The following is a 13,915-nucleotide window of genomic DNA, read 5'->3' as shown; positions in this document are numbered from 1 at the left end:
CCGGGCGAATCGCCCGGGTCCGCCCTTGCATTCGGGCGGATCGCCCTTACCTGATCCCTATGAACTCCGCCGGCGCCCGGGTGCATGCCCCGCGCGCCGCCCGCCATTGACCACGCCGGTAACACCATGACCCAGAACCCCCTGCTCGCTCCCGTCTCCGACCTGGTCGACTATGCGGCCGTCAAGCCCGGCCATATCGTGCCCGCCATCGAGGAATTGCTGGGCATCGCCCGCAAAGCCGTCGACCACGCGGCCGATGCCGCCCTGGCGCCCACCTGGGAAGCGGTGGTGGAACCGCTGGACACCGCCTCCGAACGCCTGTGGCGCGCGTGGTCGGTGGCCGGCCACCTGAACGCGGTCGTCAACACGCCCGAACTGCGCGAAGCCTATAACGCGGCCCTGCCGCTGATCACCGAATTCTCGACCTGGGTCGGTTTGCACGAAGGCCTGTACAAGCAGTACCAGCGCCTGGCCGCCGCCCCCGATTTCGCGGCGTGGGCGCCCGTGCGCCGCCGCATCGTCGACATGGCGCTGCGCGACTTCCGCTTGAGCGGCGTCGAACTGCAGGGCGAAGACCGCGAGCGCTACGCCCGGATCTCCGACCGCGAAGCGCAGGCGTCGCAGAAGTTCTCGGAAAACGTGCTGGATTCGATTGACGCCTGGTCGCTGGTGGTGGAAGACGAGGCTCGCCTTGCCGGCATTCCCGCCGATGTCCTGTCCGCCGCGCGCGCCGCCGCCGCCGAAGACGGCAAGCCGGGCTGGAAGCTGACGCTGAAGATGCCGTGCTACCTGCCCGTCATGCAGTACGCGCAAGACCGCTCGCTGCGTGAAGCGCTGTACCGCGGCTACGGCACCGTCGCCTCCGAGCAAGGCGACGCCCAATTCGACAATTCCCCGCTGATCGAAGAATTGCTGTCCCTGCGCGCCGAGGAATCCGGCCTGCTGGGCCTGGGCACCTTCGCCGCGCTGCGCCTGCAGACCCGCATGGCCCGCGACGCCAGCGAAGTGACCGTCTTCCTGCGCGACCTGGCCGGCCGCGCCAAGCCCTACGCCCAACGCGACCTGGCCGAACTGACGGCCTACGCCACCGGCGAATTGGGCCTGGACAGCCTGCAGCCCTGGGACGTGGCCTTTGCCTCGGAACGCCTGCGCGAATCGCGCTACGCCTATTCCGAAGACGAGGTGAAACAGTATTTCACCGAACCGCGCGTGCTGGCGGGCCTGTATGAAGTGATCGAAAAGCTGTTCGACGTGCGCTTGGCGGAAACGCCCGTCTCGACGTGGCACAGCGATGCGCGCGGCGTGCGCGTGGAAAGCCCCGCAGGCGACCTGATCGGCTACCTGTACCTGGACTTGTATGCCCGCTCCGGTAAGCAAAGCGGCGCCTGGGTCGACAGCGAGCGCACGCGCCGCGTCGTGGCCGGCCGCGTGCAGACGCCCGTGGTCTACCTGACCTGCAATTTCTCGCGCCCCAACGGCGACCGCGCCGCCGTGCTGACCCACGACGACGTCATCACGCTGTTCCACGAAACCGGCCACGCGCTGCATGCGCTGCTGTCCGAAGTCGACGAGCCAGGCGCCGCGGCGTTCGCCAGCGTGGAATGGGACGCCATTGAACTGCCCTCGCAGTTCATGGAGAACTTCTGCTGGGAATGGGCGGTGGTGCAAAAGCTGTCGGCCCACGTGGACACGGGCGAAGCCCTGCCGCGCGCGCTCTACGACCGCCTGGTGGCCGCCCGCAATTATCAGAGCGGCATGCAGACCGTGCGCCAGATCGAGTTCGCCCTGTTCGACATGCTGATGCATGACCGCGCCCGCGGCGCCACCATCACCGAAGTGCTGGCCCTGCTGCAGGAAGTGCGCCAGGAAGTGGCCGTGCTGTTCCCGCCGGCCTGGCATCGCTTGCCGCATGCGTTTTCGCATCTGTTCGCAGGCGGCTATGGCGCGGGCTATTACAGCTACAAGTGGGCGGAAGTGCTGTCCGCCGACGCGTACGAAGCGTTCGAGGAAGCCGCGGCGAAACAGGCGGAAAAGCAGCCCGGCAATGCCCTGGGCACGCTGGACCCCGAGACCGGCGCGCGCTTCCGCCGCGAAGTGCTGGCCGTGGGCGGATCGCGCCCGGCTGCGGAATCGTTCGCTGCCTTCCGCGGCCGCGCGCCCCGCATCGACGCCCTGCTGCGCCATAGCGGCATGAGCGGCAACTAAGCCCCGCGCCCGCCTCCACGACGGCCCGCCATGCGCGGGCCGTTATTTTTCGTCGGCCGGTTTACGCGCCGACACCACCAGCCAACGACCATGCACCGATTGGTCCGACCCCGCCTGCTTCCAGAACTGGCGGATTTCATCGGATTCCGCACGCTTGAGCTGCCGCCGGTAGTACAGCCGCGACGGCACCGCCAGCAGATGCTCGACCACGCGCTTGGGCTTGACCTCTTCGACGTCATGCAGCGTGATGTCCCCGAACCCGTAGTGCGACAGCAGCAGATGCAGTTGCGGAAAGCTCCACGGGAAGTAGGTGATGTAGTCCTCCCCCCGCTGTCGGCCCACCATGGGGCGGAATCCCGAATGGAAGCCTCGCATCAGGAACTGCAGGCGCGAGCGGAAATACCAGGTGTTCGGCGTGGTGATGATCAGTGTGCCGCCAGGACGCAGCGCCCGGTACAGGCTCTGGACCAGCACCCCGGGATTGGTCAGCAGGTGGATGGCCTCGCAGCAGACGGCCGCGTCATAGTGTCCGGACACGGTCAACGGGGTTTCCAGGTCGTGCTCGGTCACCGAACAGTAACCGGCGCTTGCCGGCGGAAACTGCCATAGCCCTACCCCATCCAGCACCACTTGCCGTCCGCTTACGCCGGGCAGCGTGTCGCCCAGCCAGCCCAGCCCGCATGGCGCGTCCAGCACCCGGTCGGCCTCGCGGCTACGCAGAATGTCCACCACCACCGGGTAATACGGGTAATACGGGTAACGAAGGGCGGTGCCCACGGCCATGTCCACGTTTGAAGTCCCCCTGCGCCAGCTGCGCTGGCAAGGCTCCGAATGTAGAGCGCCGGCAGGCCCCGCCGGGGCGATCTTGCCAGTTCTCCAACAATATCTAGACAAAGCTTCACAAGTCGGGCCGCGCCCGCTACGAGCCGGATCTTTGCGCCAGGACAAGATGCGTGCTTGCGGGTCCTGGCAAGCGGCCTGCGCAGGTCCGCCCCGCCCCGCGCTTGCAGGTAGAATCAACGGGTTTGCCGGGCTTTTTCCCGACCAACCTTTCGGCCCCTGGACTTATGCGACACCTCATTACCGGCCGCGCCTGGCGTGGCTTGCTGCTGGCCCTGTGCGTCTTGCTTGCCGCGTGCGGCGACCGGAATGTCGATTGGACGCTCTATAACGTCAAAGGCCACCTGCCCGACCTGAAATTCTCGCTGCCCGGCGCCGGCGGCAAGACAGTCAGCAGCGACGACCTCAAGGGCAAGACGGTACTGCTGTTTTTCGGCTACGCCAGTTGCCCGGACATCTGCCCCACCACCATGGCGCAATTGACGGCGGTGCTGCAGAACCTGGGCGACAAGGCACGGGACGTGCGCATCCTGTTCGTCAGCGTGGATCCGCACCGCGACACGCCCGACATCCTGCAGGCCTACGTCAACGCGTTCAACAACAACGCCATCGGCGTGACCGGCGACGAAAAGCAGATCGCCGACCTGGCCCGCCGCTATCGCGTCGCCTACCAGATCGAAAAACCCCGCCCTGGCGACGATGCCGACATGTACGAAGTGACGCACAGCCGCGGCGTGTACATTTTCGACAAAGAAGGCCGCGCGCGCCTGCTGGCCTCGGACACCGACAGCATCGAAGCGCTGACGAAAGACGTCCGCCAACTGATCGACCTGACCTCCTGACCGCGGGCGCGCAACGACGATGCGCCGCAACATGTTGCGGCCGTGCGCCACATACCAGTTGTTACAGCGGCGCGATTCGGAGCGTGAGTATCATCACAGCAGATTGCCCCTTTTCCCCTAGTAAGGAGTACGCGCATGAGCTTCATCATCATGATCATCGTCGGGTTCATCGTGGGCCTGATCGCCCGGGCCATCATGCCCGGTGATCAGAACATGGGAATCATCATGACCACCATCCTGGGCATCGTCGGCGCCGTCGTCGCCGGATTCCTGGGCCAGACGATGGGCTGGTACGCGGAAGGCGAACCCGCAGGCTGGATCGCATCGGTCGTGGGCGCCATCATCGTGCTGTTCGTGGTTGGCATGATCGCCAAGAAGCGAACCTGACGTTCCGCTAGGCAAGCATCAATGAAAACGGGCCGATCTTTTGATCGGCCCGTTTTCTTCCAGGTTCGGCCACAACGCACCCGCCGCCTGATGGGTTACGCGCGCTGCGCACCTATGTTCTTGCGTGCGGATTCTCGCGCTTCCCCCATCCTACGAACCGCTGGCCGGCGTGGCCTGGGCCGTGGCCGTGCGTTCGGTCCAACCGCCGCCCAGCACCTTGTACAGGGTCACCAGATTGGACAGCCGGGCCAGGCGCGTGTCCACCAGCGCCTGCTGCGAGGTGTACAGCGAACGCTGCGAATCCAGCACGCTCAGGTAGTCGTCGATGCCTTGGCGGAAACGCTGGTCGGACACGTCGTAGGCGCGCTGGTTGGCGTTCACCAGCAGGCGCTGCGCCTGGATCTGGTCGTCCAGCGTGCCGCGGCCGGCCAAGGCGTCCGCCACTTCGCGGAAGCCCGTCTGGATGGACTTCTCGTACTGGGCCACCTGGATGTTCTTCTGCACCTTCGCCAGGTCCAGGCCCGCCAGCAGCGAACCGCCCGCGAAGATCGGCACGGTGATCTGGGGCACGAAGCTCCAGGCGCCGGAGCCGCCTTCGAACAGTCCGCCGAGGCTGGCGCTGGCGGTCCCGGCCTGGCCCGTCAGGCTGATGGTCGGGAAGAACGCCGCACGCGCAGCGCCGATGTTGGCGTTGGCGCCCTTCAGCTGGTGCTCGGCCGCGCGGATGTCCGGGCGCCGGGCCAGCAGGTCAGACGGCAGGCCGGCCGGCAGCGTGGTCGGCAGCATGCCGTCGTCCAGCTTGACGGCCTGGTCCAGCGCCGCCGTGATCTCGGGCGACATGGGCTGGCCCACCAGCAGCGTCAGCGCGTTGCGGTCCTGCGCGGCCTGGCGCGTGTATTGCGACAGGTTGCGCTGGGCCGTGCGCAGCGACACTTCGGCCTGGCTCAAGTCCAGCGCCGTGGACAGGCCCTGGTCATAGCTTTGCTGCGTGAGCTTGAAGGAGTCTTCCTGGCTCTTCAGCGTGTCGCGTGTCAGGCTCAGCAGCTCCTGGTCGGCGCGCAGCGTCAGATAGGCATTGGCCACCTCGGCGATCAGCGTCAGCTGGGTCGCCGTACGGGTCTCGTCCAGCGCCAGGTAGGATTCCAGCGCCTTGTCGCTCAGGCTGCGGATACGGCCGAACAGGTCCAGTTCCCACGAGGACACCGCGGCGCCCACCTGATAGCTGTGGCTGGTCGTCGCGCGGCCGCTGGCGGACAGGTCCGCCGGCGAGCGCTGGGCAGTTTCCTGGCCCGCGATGCCGACGCTAGGCAGCAGGTCGGAACGCTGGATGCGGTACTGCGCCCGCGCCGCCTCGACGTTCAAGGCCGCCACGCGCAGGTCGCGGTTGTTGGCCAGCGACAGTTCGATCAACTGCTGCAGCAGCGGGTCGCCGAAGAAATCGCGCCAGCCGATATCGGCCGTGGACATCCCTTGCGCCGCCTGCGAGCCGTCGGCTTTGTAGGCCGGGCCAGCGGGATAGGCGGCGTCGACCGGCGCATCCGGCCGTTCGTAGGTCGGGGCCAGCGAGCAGCCCGCCAGGGCCGCCGCCAGGGAAACAGACAATAAAGTTCTCATCTGGAATTTCATTACGGTTGTCCTTCGGCGGACACTTCCTGCGAGCCGTTGGCGCTCGCGTCGTGCTTGTCTTGGTTTTCGCTCATGCGCTTGACCTTGAACAAGCGCAGCATGATCACGAAGAAGGCCGGGACGAAGAAGATCGCCAGGAACGTGCCGGTCAGCATGCCGCCGATCACGCCCGTGCCGATGGCGTTCTGGCTGCCCGAACCGGCGCCCGTCGAGATCGCCAGCGGGGTCACGCCCAGGATGAACGCCAGGGACGTCATCAGGATGGGACGCAGACGTTGGCGGGCGGCATGGATCGCCGATTCCGTCAGGCTGGCGCCGGCCTCGAAGTGCTCCTTGGCGAACTCCACGATCAGGATGGCGTTTTTGGCCGCCAGCCCCACTGTGGTGAGCAGCCCCACCTGGAAGTACACGTCGTTGGACAGCCCCCGCATCAACGTCGCCAGCAGCACGCCGATGATCCCCAGCGGCACCACCAGCATGACCGCGGTGGGGATGGACCAGCTTTCATACAGCGCGGCCAGGCACAGGAACACCACGATCAGGGAAATGGCGTAGAGCGCCGGCGCTTGCGAACCCGACAGGCGTTCTTCGAACGACAGGCCCGTCCATTCGAAACCCACGCCCACCGGCAACTTGGCCGCCAGCTTTTCCATTTCGTCCATCGCCGCGCCCGAGCTGTAGCCCGGCGCCGCCTGGCCCTGGATGTTGTAGGACGGCACGCCGTTATAGCGGTTCAGCTTCTGCGGGCCGAAGCTCCACGTCGCTTTCGCGAATGCCGAGAACGGCACCATGTCGCCCGCGTTGTTGCGCACATACCATTTGTTCAGGTCTTCCGGCAGCATGCGCGACGACGCCTCGCCCTGCGCGAACACCTTCTTCACGCGGCCGCGGTCGATGAAGTCGTTGACGTACGACGATCCCCATGCGGTGGCCAGCGTGCTGTTGATGTCCGACACGGCCACGCCCAGCGCGCGCGCTTTTTCGCGGTCGATGTCCAGCTGGTACTGCGGCGCGTCTTCGATGCCGTTGGGACGCACGCCGATCAGCACCGGGCTTTTCGCGGCCTCGCCCAGCAGCTGGTTGCGCGCGGCAAGCAGCTTTTCATGGCCCACGCCGGCACGGTCCATCAGCTGGAAGTCGAAACCGGTCACGTTGCCCAATTCCATCACGGACGGCGGCGGCACCACGAACAGTTGCGCGCGGCGTTCGGTCTTGGCGAAGTGCGCGTTGGCGCGCGCCGCCACGGCGCCGGCCTTCAGGCTGGCGTCGCCGCGTTCTTCCCAGTCGCGCAGCTTGATGAACAGGATGGACGCGTTCTGGCCGCGGCCGCCGAAGTTGAAGCCGTTGACCGCGAACACCGAGGTCACGGCATCCTTTTCTTCGGTCAGCAGATACTTCGTGGCGTCGTCGATGACGGCCTTCGTGGCTTCCGCGGTGGCGCCGGCCGGCGTCTGGATCTGGGCGAACAGGATGCCCTGGTCTTCGGCAGGCAGGAACGCCGTCGGGATGCGTGTGAACAGCCAGCCCATGGCGATGACCAGCGCCAGGTACACCACCATCAGCCGCTTGGTGCGGTTGAGCCCGCGCGCCACGCTGTTGGCGTAGCCGTTGCTGCTGCGATCGAACGCGCGGTTGAACCAGCCGAAAAAGCCCCGCTTCGTGCCGTGATGGCCCTTCGGGATGGGTTTGAGCAAGGTCGCGCACAAGGCCGGCGTGAAGACGATTGCCACCAGCACCGACAGCACCATCGAAGACACGATGGTGATCGAGAACTGGCGGTAGATCACGCCCGTGGAGCCGCCGAAGAACGCCATCGGGATGAACACGGCGGCCAGCACCATGGCGATGCCGATCAGCGCGCCGGTGATCTGGCCCATGGACTTGCGGGTGGCCTGTTTGGGTGTCAGGCCTTCTTCGGCCATCACCCGCTCCACGTTCTCGACCACCACGATGGCGTCGTCCACCAGCAGGCCGATGGCCAGCACCATGCCGAACATCGTCAACGTGTTGATGGAATAGCCGAACGCGGCCAGCACGCCGAACGTACCCAGCAGCACCACCGGCACGGCCAGGGTGGGGATGATGGTGGCGCGGAAGTTCTGCAGGAACAGGTACATCACCAGGAAGACCAGGATGATGGCTTCGACCAGCGTCTTGAACACTTCATGGATCGACAGGCTGACGAACGGCGTCGTGTCGTACGGATAGACGACGTCCATGCCCGGCGGGAAGTACGGCTTCAGGTTGTTGATAGTGTCGCGCACCGCCTGCGCCGTATCCAGGGCGTTGGCGCCCGGCGCCAGCTTGATCGCCAGGCCCGAAGCGGGCTTGCCGTTGTAGAAGCTGTCGATGGCGTAGGTCTGGCCGCCGAGTTCGATGCGCGAAACATCGCCCAGGCGCACTTGCGAGCCGTCGGCGTTGACCTTCAGCAGGATGCGGCCGAAGTCTTCCGCCTTCTCCAGGCGCGACGGCCCGATGATGGTGGCGTTCAGCTGCTGCCCGCGCACGGACGGCAGGCCGCCCAGCTGGCCGGACGACACCTGCACGTTCTGTTCCTTGATCGCCGCGACCACGTCGACCGTGGTCAGCCCGTAATTGACGAGCTTGGCGGGATCCAGCCAGATGCGCATCGCGTACTGCGAGCCGAACAGCTGGAAGTCGCCCACGCCCTGCGTGCGGCTGATGGGATCCTGGATGTACGAGGCGACGTAGTCGGCCAAGTCATCCTTGGTCATCGTGCCGTCGGTGGACACGAAGCCCGCCACGATCAGGAAGTTCTTCGTGGCCTTGGTGACGCGGATGCCCTGCTGCTGCACTTCCTGCGGCAAGAGCGGCTGCGCCAGCGCAAGCTTGTTCTGCACCTGCACCTGCGCGGTGTCCGGATTGGTGCCTTGCTTGAAGGTCAGCGTGATGGACATGCTGCCGTCGGAGTTGCTTTCCGACGAGATGTACTGCAAGCCGTCCAGCCCGTTCATCTGCTGTTCGATCACCTGCACCACGGTGTCCTGCACGGTCTGCGCGGAGGCGCCCGGGTAGGTCACCGCGATGCCGATGGCCGGCGGTGCGATGTTGGGGTATTGGGAGACCGGCAATTGCAGGATGGACAGCGCGCCGGCCATCATCAGCACGATCGCGATCACCCAGGCGAAAACCGGCCTATCGATAAAAAACTTTGCCATGCATGGCTCCCTGATTACTGCTTGGCCGGCGCGGCGTTCGCCGCTTGCGGCTGCTGCGCCTTGGCGCCCGCTTCGGTGGCGACGACTTCGACGCCCGGACGCACCATCTGCAGGCCTTCCACGATGACCTTGTCGCCGGCGGCCAGGCCGTCGGTCACCAGCCACTTGTCGCCAATGGCACGGTCGGTCTTCAATTCACGCAATTCGACCTGGTTCTTGGCGTTGACCACCAGCGCCGTCGGCAGGCCGCGCTGGTTGCGCGTGACGCCGCGTTGCGGCACCAGCAGGCCGTCGGCGGCCACGCCGTCAGCCAGGCGGGCACGCACGAACATGCCGGGCAAGAGGCGGCGGTCCGGGTTCGGGAACACCGCGCGCAGCGTGATCGAGCCGGTGCCCTGGTCCACGGTCACTTCCGAGAACTGGAGCTTGCCCGTCTGCTTGTATTGCGAACCGTCTTCCAGGGTCAACGTGACCAGCGCGGACTGCTCGCCGTCGGCCTTCTTCAACTGGCCGCTGGCCAGCGCGTCCTGCAAACGCAGCAGTTGGACGCTGGACTGCGTCACGTCGACGTAGATCGGATCGATTTGCTGCACCGCAGCCAAGGCGCCGGTCTGGTTGGCCGTGACCAACGCCCCCTCGGTCACCGAGGAACGGCCGATGATGCCGTCAATTGGCGACAGCACCTTGGTGTAGACCAGGTTGATGCGGGCCGTGTCCAACGCGGCCTTGGCCGACATCACGTCGGCGGCGGCCTGGTCGCGCGACGCGACGGCGTTGTCATAGGTCTGCTGGCTGACGGCGCGCGTAGCCACCAGCGGCTTGTACCGCTCGGCCAGCAAGGCGGCGGTCTTCTGCTGTGCCTGGGCGCGCGCCAGAGCGGCCTTCTGGCTGTCGACGCTGGCTTGGTAGAGAGCGGGATCGATCTGATAGAGCTGTTCGCCCGCCTTGACTTCACCGCCTTCGGTGAACAGGCGCTTCTGGACGATGCCGTTGACCTGGGGCCGGACTTCGGCGACCCGGAATGCGGACGTGCGGCCCGGCAATTCGGTGGTCAGGGAAACGGGCTGCGTGGTCAAGGTCACGACCGAGACTTGCGGCTTGCCCGCCTGCGGCGCGTCCTGCTTCTTGCCGCAGGCGGCCAGGGTGAGAGCCGATGCCGTCAGCGTGACAATCGCCGCGCCGCGCCACATAGCGCTTTTCTTGTTCATAGATTGCATTCCAAAAAAAATGAGGCCCCACGCCGCACCCGCCTTGGCGAGCTTGCTGCCCCCGAGGGGGCTTTTTTTACCTTGGCACGGCCCGGCGGCAAAAAAAAAGGCCGGGCCGCGCCCGAATCTGGCAAGGCAGTGCATCAACTTGGGTGGATTCGCGTTGAACACGCAGGGTGGGCTTAGTCGCATTGCTGCATTGCAGAACTCGCATTCTGCGTTATCCCGCCCGGGAAACAAAGGGGCGCATTAAGAAAACATCATTCCATTTATGGGACAATTCTTACTCCCCGGCATGTGACAGAATCTCGCCATGAAACGCTTACAAGGCATGGAACTCTTCGTAGAGGTGGCCAAGACGCACAGTTTTAGCCGCGCCGCGGCGACGCTGGGCGTCCCCAAGTCCACCTTGTCTCGCCAGGTGGCCGAACTGGAACGCTCCGTCGGCCTGCGACTGCTCAGCCGCACCACGCGCAAGGTGGAACTGACCGACGCCGGCCGGCTGTACTTCGAACGCTGCCAGCGCATCGTCGCTGAAGCGCAGATCGCCCACGAAGAACTGCAGAAGCTGGTCGATACGCCCGCCGGACCGTTGCGGGTGAACATGCCCGCGGATTTCGGCACGGACTTCCTGGCTGAATCGTTCATGGAGTTCTCCCGCCGCTATCCCGACGTCACGTTTTTCCTGGATCTTGCCAATCCGGACCACGCGTCGCGCGTATTCCAGACCTGCGACATCTCCATCGAAATCGGCGAACTGCCGGACTCGACGCAGATTGCAAGGCTGCTGGGCATGCTGCCCGCCCACCTGTATGCCTCGCATGACTACCTGGAGAAGCACGGCGAACCGCGGCACCCCAGCGACTTGACCCGCCACGAGTGCATAGAGTTCCGCGCCGAAGGCGCTGGCCGCGTGACCCGCTGGCCGCTTTCCAACGGCGACCAGCACATCGAATTCACCCCGGGCAACCGGTTTTCGGTCAATGGCGTCGCCATGGCGCGCCGGTTGGCCATGCTGGGCGCGGGCATCGCGGTGCTGGTAGGCGGCCAGACGGCCGAGCAGCAGTCCGGCCAATTGCGGCGCGTGCTGCCGGACTGGCAACTGGGGCCCTTCCCTGTCTACGCGGTCACCGAAACCCGGCTCCTGCCCGCCAAGACCCGGATCTTCATCGAATTCCTGATGGAGCGCCTGGGCAGCGGCGGGCAAGCGAAGGATACCCCCGCTTTCATGAAATAACGGTGTCACGGAAACAGATTGAAAAATCTGCCGGCCGCCGACGGGGCGCTGCGGCCGCGATAGCCGAAAAAATGGCCCGAATGCTCGGCGAAACGGGGGTCAGAACCCTTCGTCGTCGCGCAGATAGCGCCATTGGCCCAACGGCAGGTCACCCAACGACACGCGGCCGATGCGCACGCGCTTCAAGCCCACGACCTTCAGACCGACCAGTTCGCACATGCGGCGGATCTGGCGCTTCTTGCCTTCGCGCAGCACAAAACGCAGCTGGTCATGGTTCTGCCACCGCACATGGGCGGGCTTGAGCGCGCGGCCGTCCAGCGACAGGCCGTGGTTCAGGAGTTCCAGGCCGCGGTCCGACAAGTCGCCCTGCACGCGTACCAGGTATTCCTTGTCCACGCTGGAATCTTCGCCGATCAAGTGCTTGGCGATGCGGCCGTCCTGGGTCAGCACCAGCAGGCCCTGGGAATCGATGTCCAGCCGGCCGGCCACGGCCAGCCCGTCCAGATGGGCGCGTTCGAAGCGCTGCGGCGCCCGGTCGCCCGCGAAGCGCGAGCGCGAATCGATCAGCGCCACCGCCGGCGTGTAGCCCTTTTCGGCCTGGCCGGACACGTAGCCCACGGGCTTGTTGATCAGGATCGTGACCCGCGAGGTCTGTCGCGCCTGCGCGGCGCGCTCAAGCGTGATGACCTGGTCGGGATAGGCCCGGGCGCCCAGTTCGGACACCACGGCGCCGTCCACGCGGACCCAGCCGCGTTCGATATAGCTGTCGGCCTCGCGGCGCGAGCAGAGTCCGCGCTCGGACATGAGCTTGGAGATGCGTACTTTTTCCATGGCCGGTATTGTATGCGGACGCCCGCCGGCTTGCCGTTCAGGCCGACGGGTCGTAATCGGAGGGCGCCATGGAATCCAGCGGATAGCGCGGACGGCTCCGGCGCTCGTAGGGAAACAGCGAGAAGTCCGAGCTGGTGACGCCCGCGCTGGCGCACTCCACCAGTGCCTGGGAGATGGGCTCGAACACGGGTCGGCAATACATCCGGGACTTCACCAACACGAAGCGGGCCCGGCGCGGGTCCAAGCCCATGCTTTCGAACACGCCCAGATCCCAGGGCTCGTGGGTTTTTTCGGTGATCACCAATTGCGCCGCGCCGATATCCAGCACGGCGCTGCGGCCCATGCATGCCGTCTGACCGGTGTAGGTCGGGCCCGTGATGACGTACTGGCCGTCCGTCACCGCCCCGACCACGCCCTGCAGGCGCACCGGCGCCGCCGGGCGGCCGATGGCGGGGATCGGCCGCTTGTTGCCCACCAGGATGTCCACCCGCGCGCCCTCGCCCGCCGACGTCAATGCCTCCACGGCCTCGGGGTCGCAGTACAGGCCCGCGACAATGCCCGTCAGGCCGGCGTCCACCGCGGCCATCAGCACCTCCATGGTGTCGCAGGTGCCGCCGGACATGCAGTTGTCGCCATGGTCCAGCAACAGCACCGGCTTGCTTGCCCCGCACGCCAGTTCGACGGCCCGGGCCAGGGAATCCGCCAGGGGCTCGCTGTCGTAGAAGAAGCCGTCGCGCGCCGCCCAGATGCCCTTCACCATCTCGGCCGCCGCCTGCTCGGCCGGCGCCGGGTCGCCCGACGCGACCACCACCACGCTCAGGCAGGGGTCCGGAATATCCGCCAAGGCGAACCCCGCCAGCACCGACACGCCCAGCATGCCGGCGTCTTCGGCGCGCCGGGCCGCCTGCACCGCGTCGCGCATGGCGCCTTGCGCCGTAGCGCTGCGCAAGGTGTGCGTCATCAACGGCAGGCGGCGCCACGCCATCACCGGGCGCGGCCCGCCGCGGAGCCAGTCGAACAGGATGCGGCCCGCGTGCTCGCCGGTTTCGTACATGTCCACGTGCGGGTAGGTCTTGAAGCTGACGATGACATCGGCGTTGGCCATCATCTTGGGCGTGACGTTGCCGTGCAGGTCCAGCGCCACCGCGATCGGCACGTCGGGCGTCTGCTGGCGCAAGCGCTCCAGCAGGTCGCCTTCGCCGTCGTCGGTGCTTTCGACCACCATGGCGCCGTGCAGGTCCAGCAGGATCGCGCCGCAGCACCGCGCGCCGGCCACGATCGCGTCGCACAGCGTGCGATAGGCGTCCGCGTCCACCCGGCCGCTGGGATAGGCGGTGGCGGACACCGGCGTGACCACCGTCGCGCCGTTCGCCTCCGCGATATCGATGAAGGCCGACATGGCCGTGCGCTTGCCCTTGTTCTCTTCGTAGGCGTCCAAGCCAAAGGCCGGGCCGTCGTTGCCGAAGGCCGCCAACGGCGTCGGCACGGGCGAGAACGTATTGGTCTCGTGGTTCAGGCGGGCGATCATGACTTTCATTGTTTTCCTCTTTACAGGCCGGC

10 protein-coding genes are annotated in these 13,915 nt (G+C 66.2%); 4 read left to right on the top strand and 6 right to left on the bottom strand.

Features of this window, described 5'->3' with window-relative positions; all coding sequences use genetic code 11:
* Nucleotides 1-126 precede the first annotated feature (126 nt).
* Nucleotides 127-2,205: a M3 family metallopeptidase gene (locus tag A9973_RS01045; protein ID WP_183011925.1), complete on the top strand. Its 2,079-nt coding sequence runs from the start codon at nucleotides 127-129 to the stop codon at nucleotides 2,203-2,205.
* A gap of 42 nt (nucleotides 2,206-2,247) precedes the next feature.
* Here A9973_RS01045 and A9973_RS01040 read toward each other — a convergent pair whose 3' ends face one another.
* Nucleotides 2,248-2,988, bottom strand: a complete 741-nt coding sequence (locus A9973_RS01040; protein ID WP_183012275.1) for a bifunctional 2-polyprenyl-6-hydroxyphenol methylase/3-demethylubiquinol 3-O-methyltransferase UbiG — start codon at nucleotides 2,986-2,988, stop codon at nucleotides 2,248-2,250.
* A 284-nt stretch (nucleotides 2,989-3,272) separates the two neighbouring features.
* On the opposite strand from A9973_RS01040, the gene A9973_RS01035 reads away from it, so the two are divergent.
* Both A9973_RS01035 and A9973_RS01030 read left to right on the top strand, forming a co-directional pair.
* A complete protein-coding gene (locus tag A9973_RS01035; protein ID WP_088588383.1) occupies nucleotides 3,273-3,887 on the top strand; it encodes an SCO family protein in 615 nt (204 codons plus the stop codon).
* Nucleotides 3,888-4,022: 135 nt separating this feature from the next.
* A complete protein-coding gene (locus A9973_RS01030) occupies nucleotides 4,023-4,274 on the top strand; it encodes a GlsB/YeaQ/YmgE family stress response membrane protein (RefSeq protein WP_006227402.1) in 252 nt (83 codons plus the stop codon).
* Nucleotides 4,275-4,424: 150 nt separating this feature from the next.
* On the opposite strand, the gene adeC is transcribed toward A9973_RS01030, so the two are convergent.
* The 3 genes from adeC to A9973_RS01015 are packed head-to-tail and all read right to left on the bottom strand — an operon-like array spanning nucleotide 4,425 to nucleotide 10,269.
* Nucleotides 4,425-5,900, bottom strand: a complete 1,476-nt coding sequence (adeC, locus tag A9973_RS01025) for an AdeC/AdeK/OprM family multidrug efflux complex outer membrane factor (protein WP_304503339.1) — start codon at nucleotides 5,898-5,900, stop codon at nucleotides 4,425-4,427.
* Nucleotides 5,900-9,079, bottom strand: coding sequence for an efflux RND transporter permease subunit (locus A9973_RS01020; protein WP_183011923.1), 3,180 nt, complete (start codon nucleotides 9,077-9,079; stop codon nucleotides 5,900-5,902). The genes adeC and A9973_RS01020 overlap by 1 nt, the downstream gene beginning before the upstream one ends.
* Before the next feature lie 14 nt (nucleotides 9,080-9,093).
* Nucleotides 9,094-10,269 (bottom strand): efflux RND transporter periplasmic adaptor subunit, encoded by a 1,176-nt coding sequence (locus A9973_RS01015; RefSeq protein WP_183012274.1) that lies wholly within the window; start codon nucleotides 10,267-10,269, stop codon nucleotides 9,094-9,096.
* A gap of 349 nt (nucleotides 10,270-10,618) precedes the next feature.
* Here A9973_RS01015 and A9973_RS01010 point away from each other — a divergent pair, with 349 nt between their 5' ends.
* Complete coding sequence (locus A9973_RS01010; protein WP_183012273.1) at nucleotides 10,619-11,524, top strand: LysR family transcriptional regulator; 906 nt, start codon at nucleotides 10,619-10,621, stop codon at nucleotides 11,522-11,524.
* A 99-nt stretch (nucleotides 11,525-11,623) separates the two neighbouring features.
* Here A9973_RS01010 and A9973_RS01005 read toward each other — a convergent pair whose 3' ends face one another.
* Both A9973_RS01005 and A9973_RS01000 read right to left on the bottom strand, forming a co-directional pair.
* Entirely contained in the window at nucleotides 11,624-12,355 is a 732-nt protein-coding gene (locus A9973_RS01005; RefSeq protein WP_183011922.1) for a pseudouridine synthase, read from the bottom strand.
* 37 nt (nucleotides 12,356-12,392) lie between these two features.
* Nucleotides 12,393-13,892 carry a M81 family metallopeptidase gene (locus tag A9973_RS01000; protein ID WP_183011921.1) on the bottom strand — a complete coding sequence of 500 codons (1,500 nt, stop codon included), beginning with the start codon at nucleotides 13,890-13,892 and terminating at the stop codon, nucleotides 12,393-12,395.
* Between the last annotated feature and the right edge of the window lie 23 nt (nucleotides 13,893-13,915).

Source organism: Achromobacter sp. UMC46 (assembly GCF_014170335.1).
Lineage (GTDB): Bacteria > Pseudomonadota > Gammaproteobacteria > Burkholderiales > Burkholderiaceae_B > Achromobacter.
This window is presented reverse-complemented; position numbering and strand designations above follow the sequence as displayed.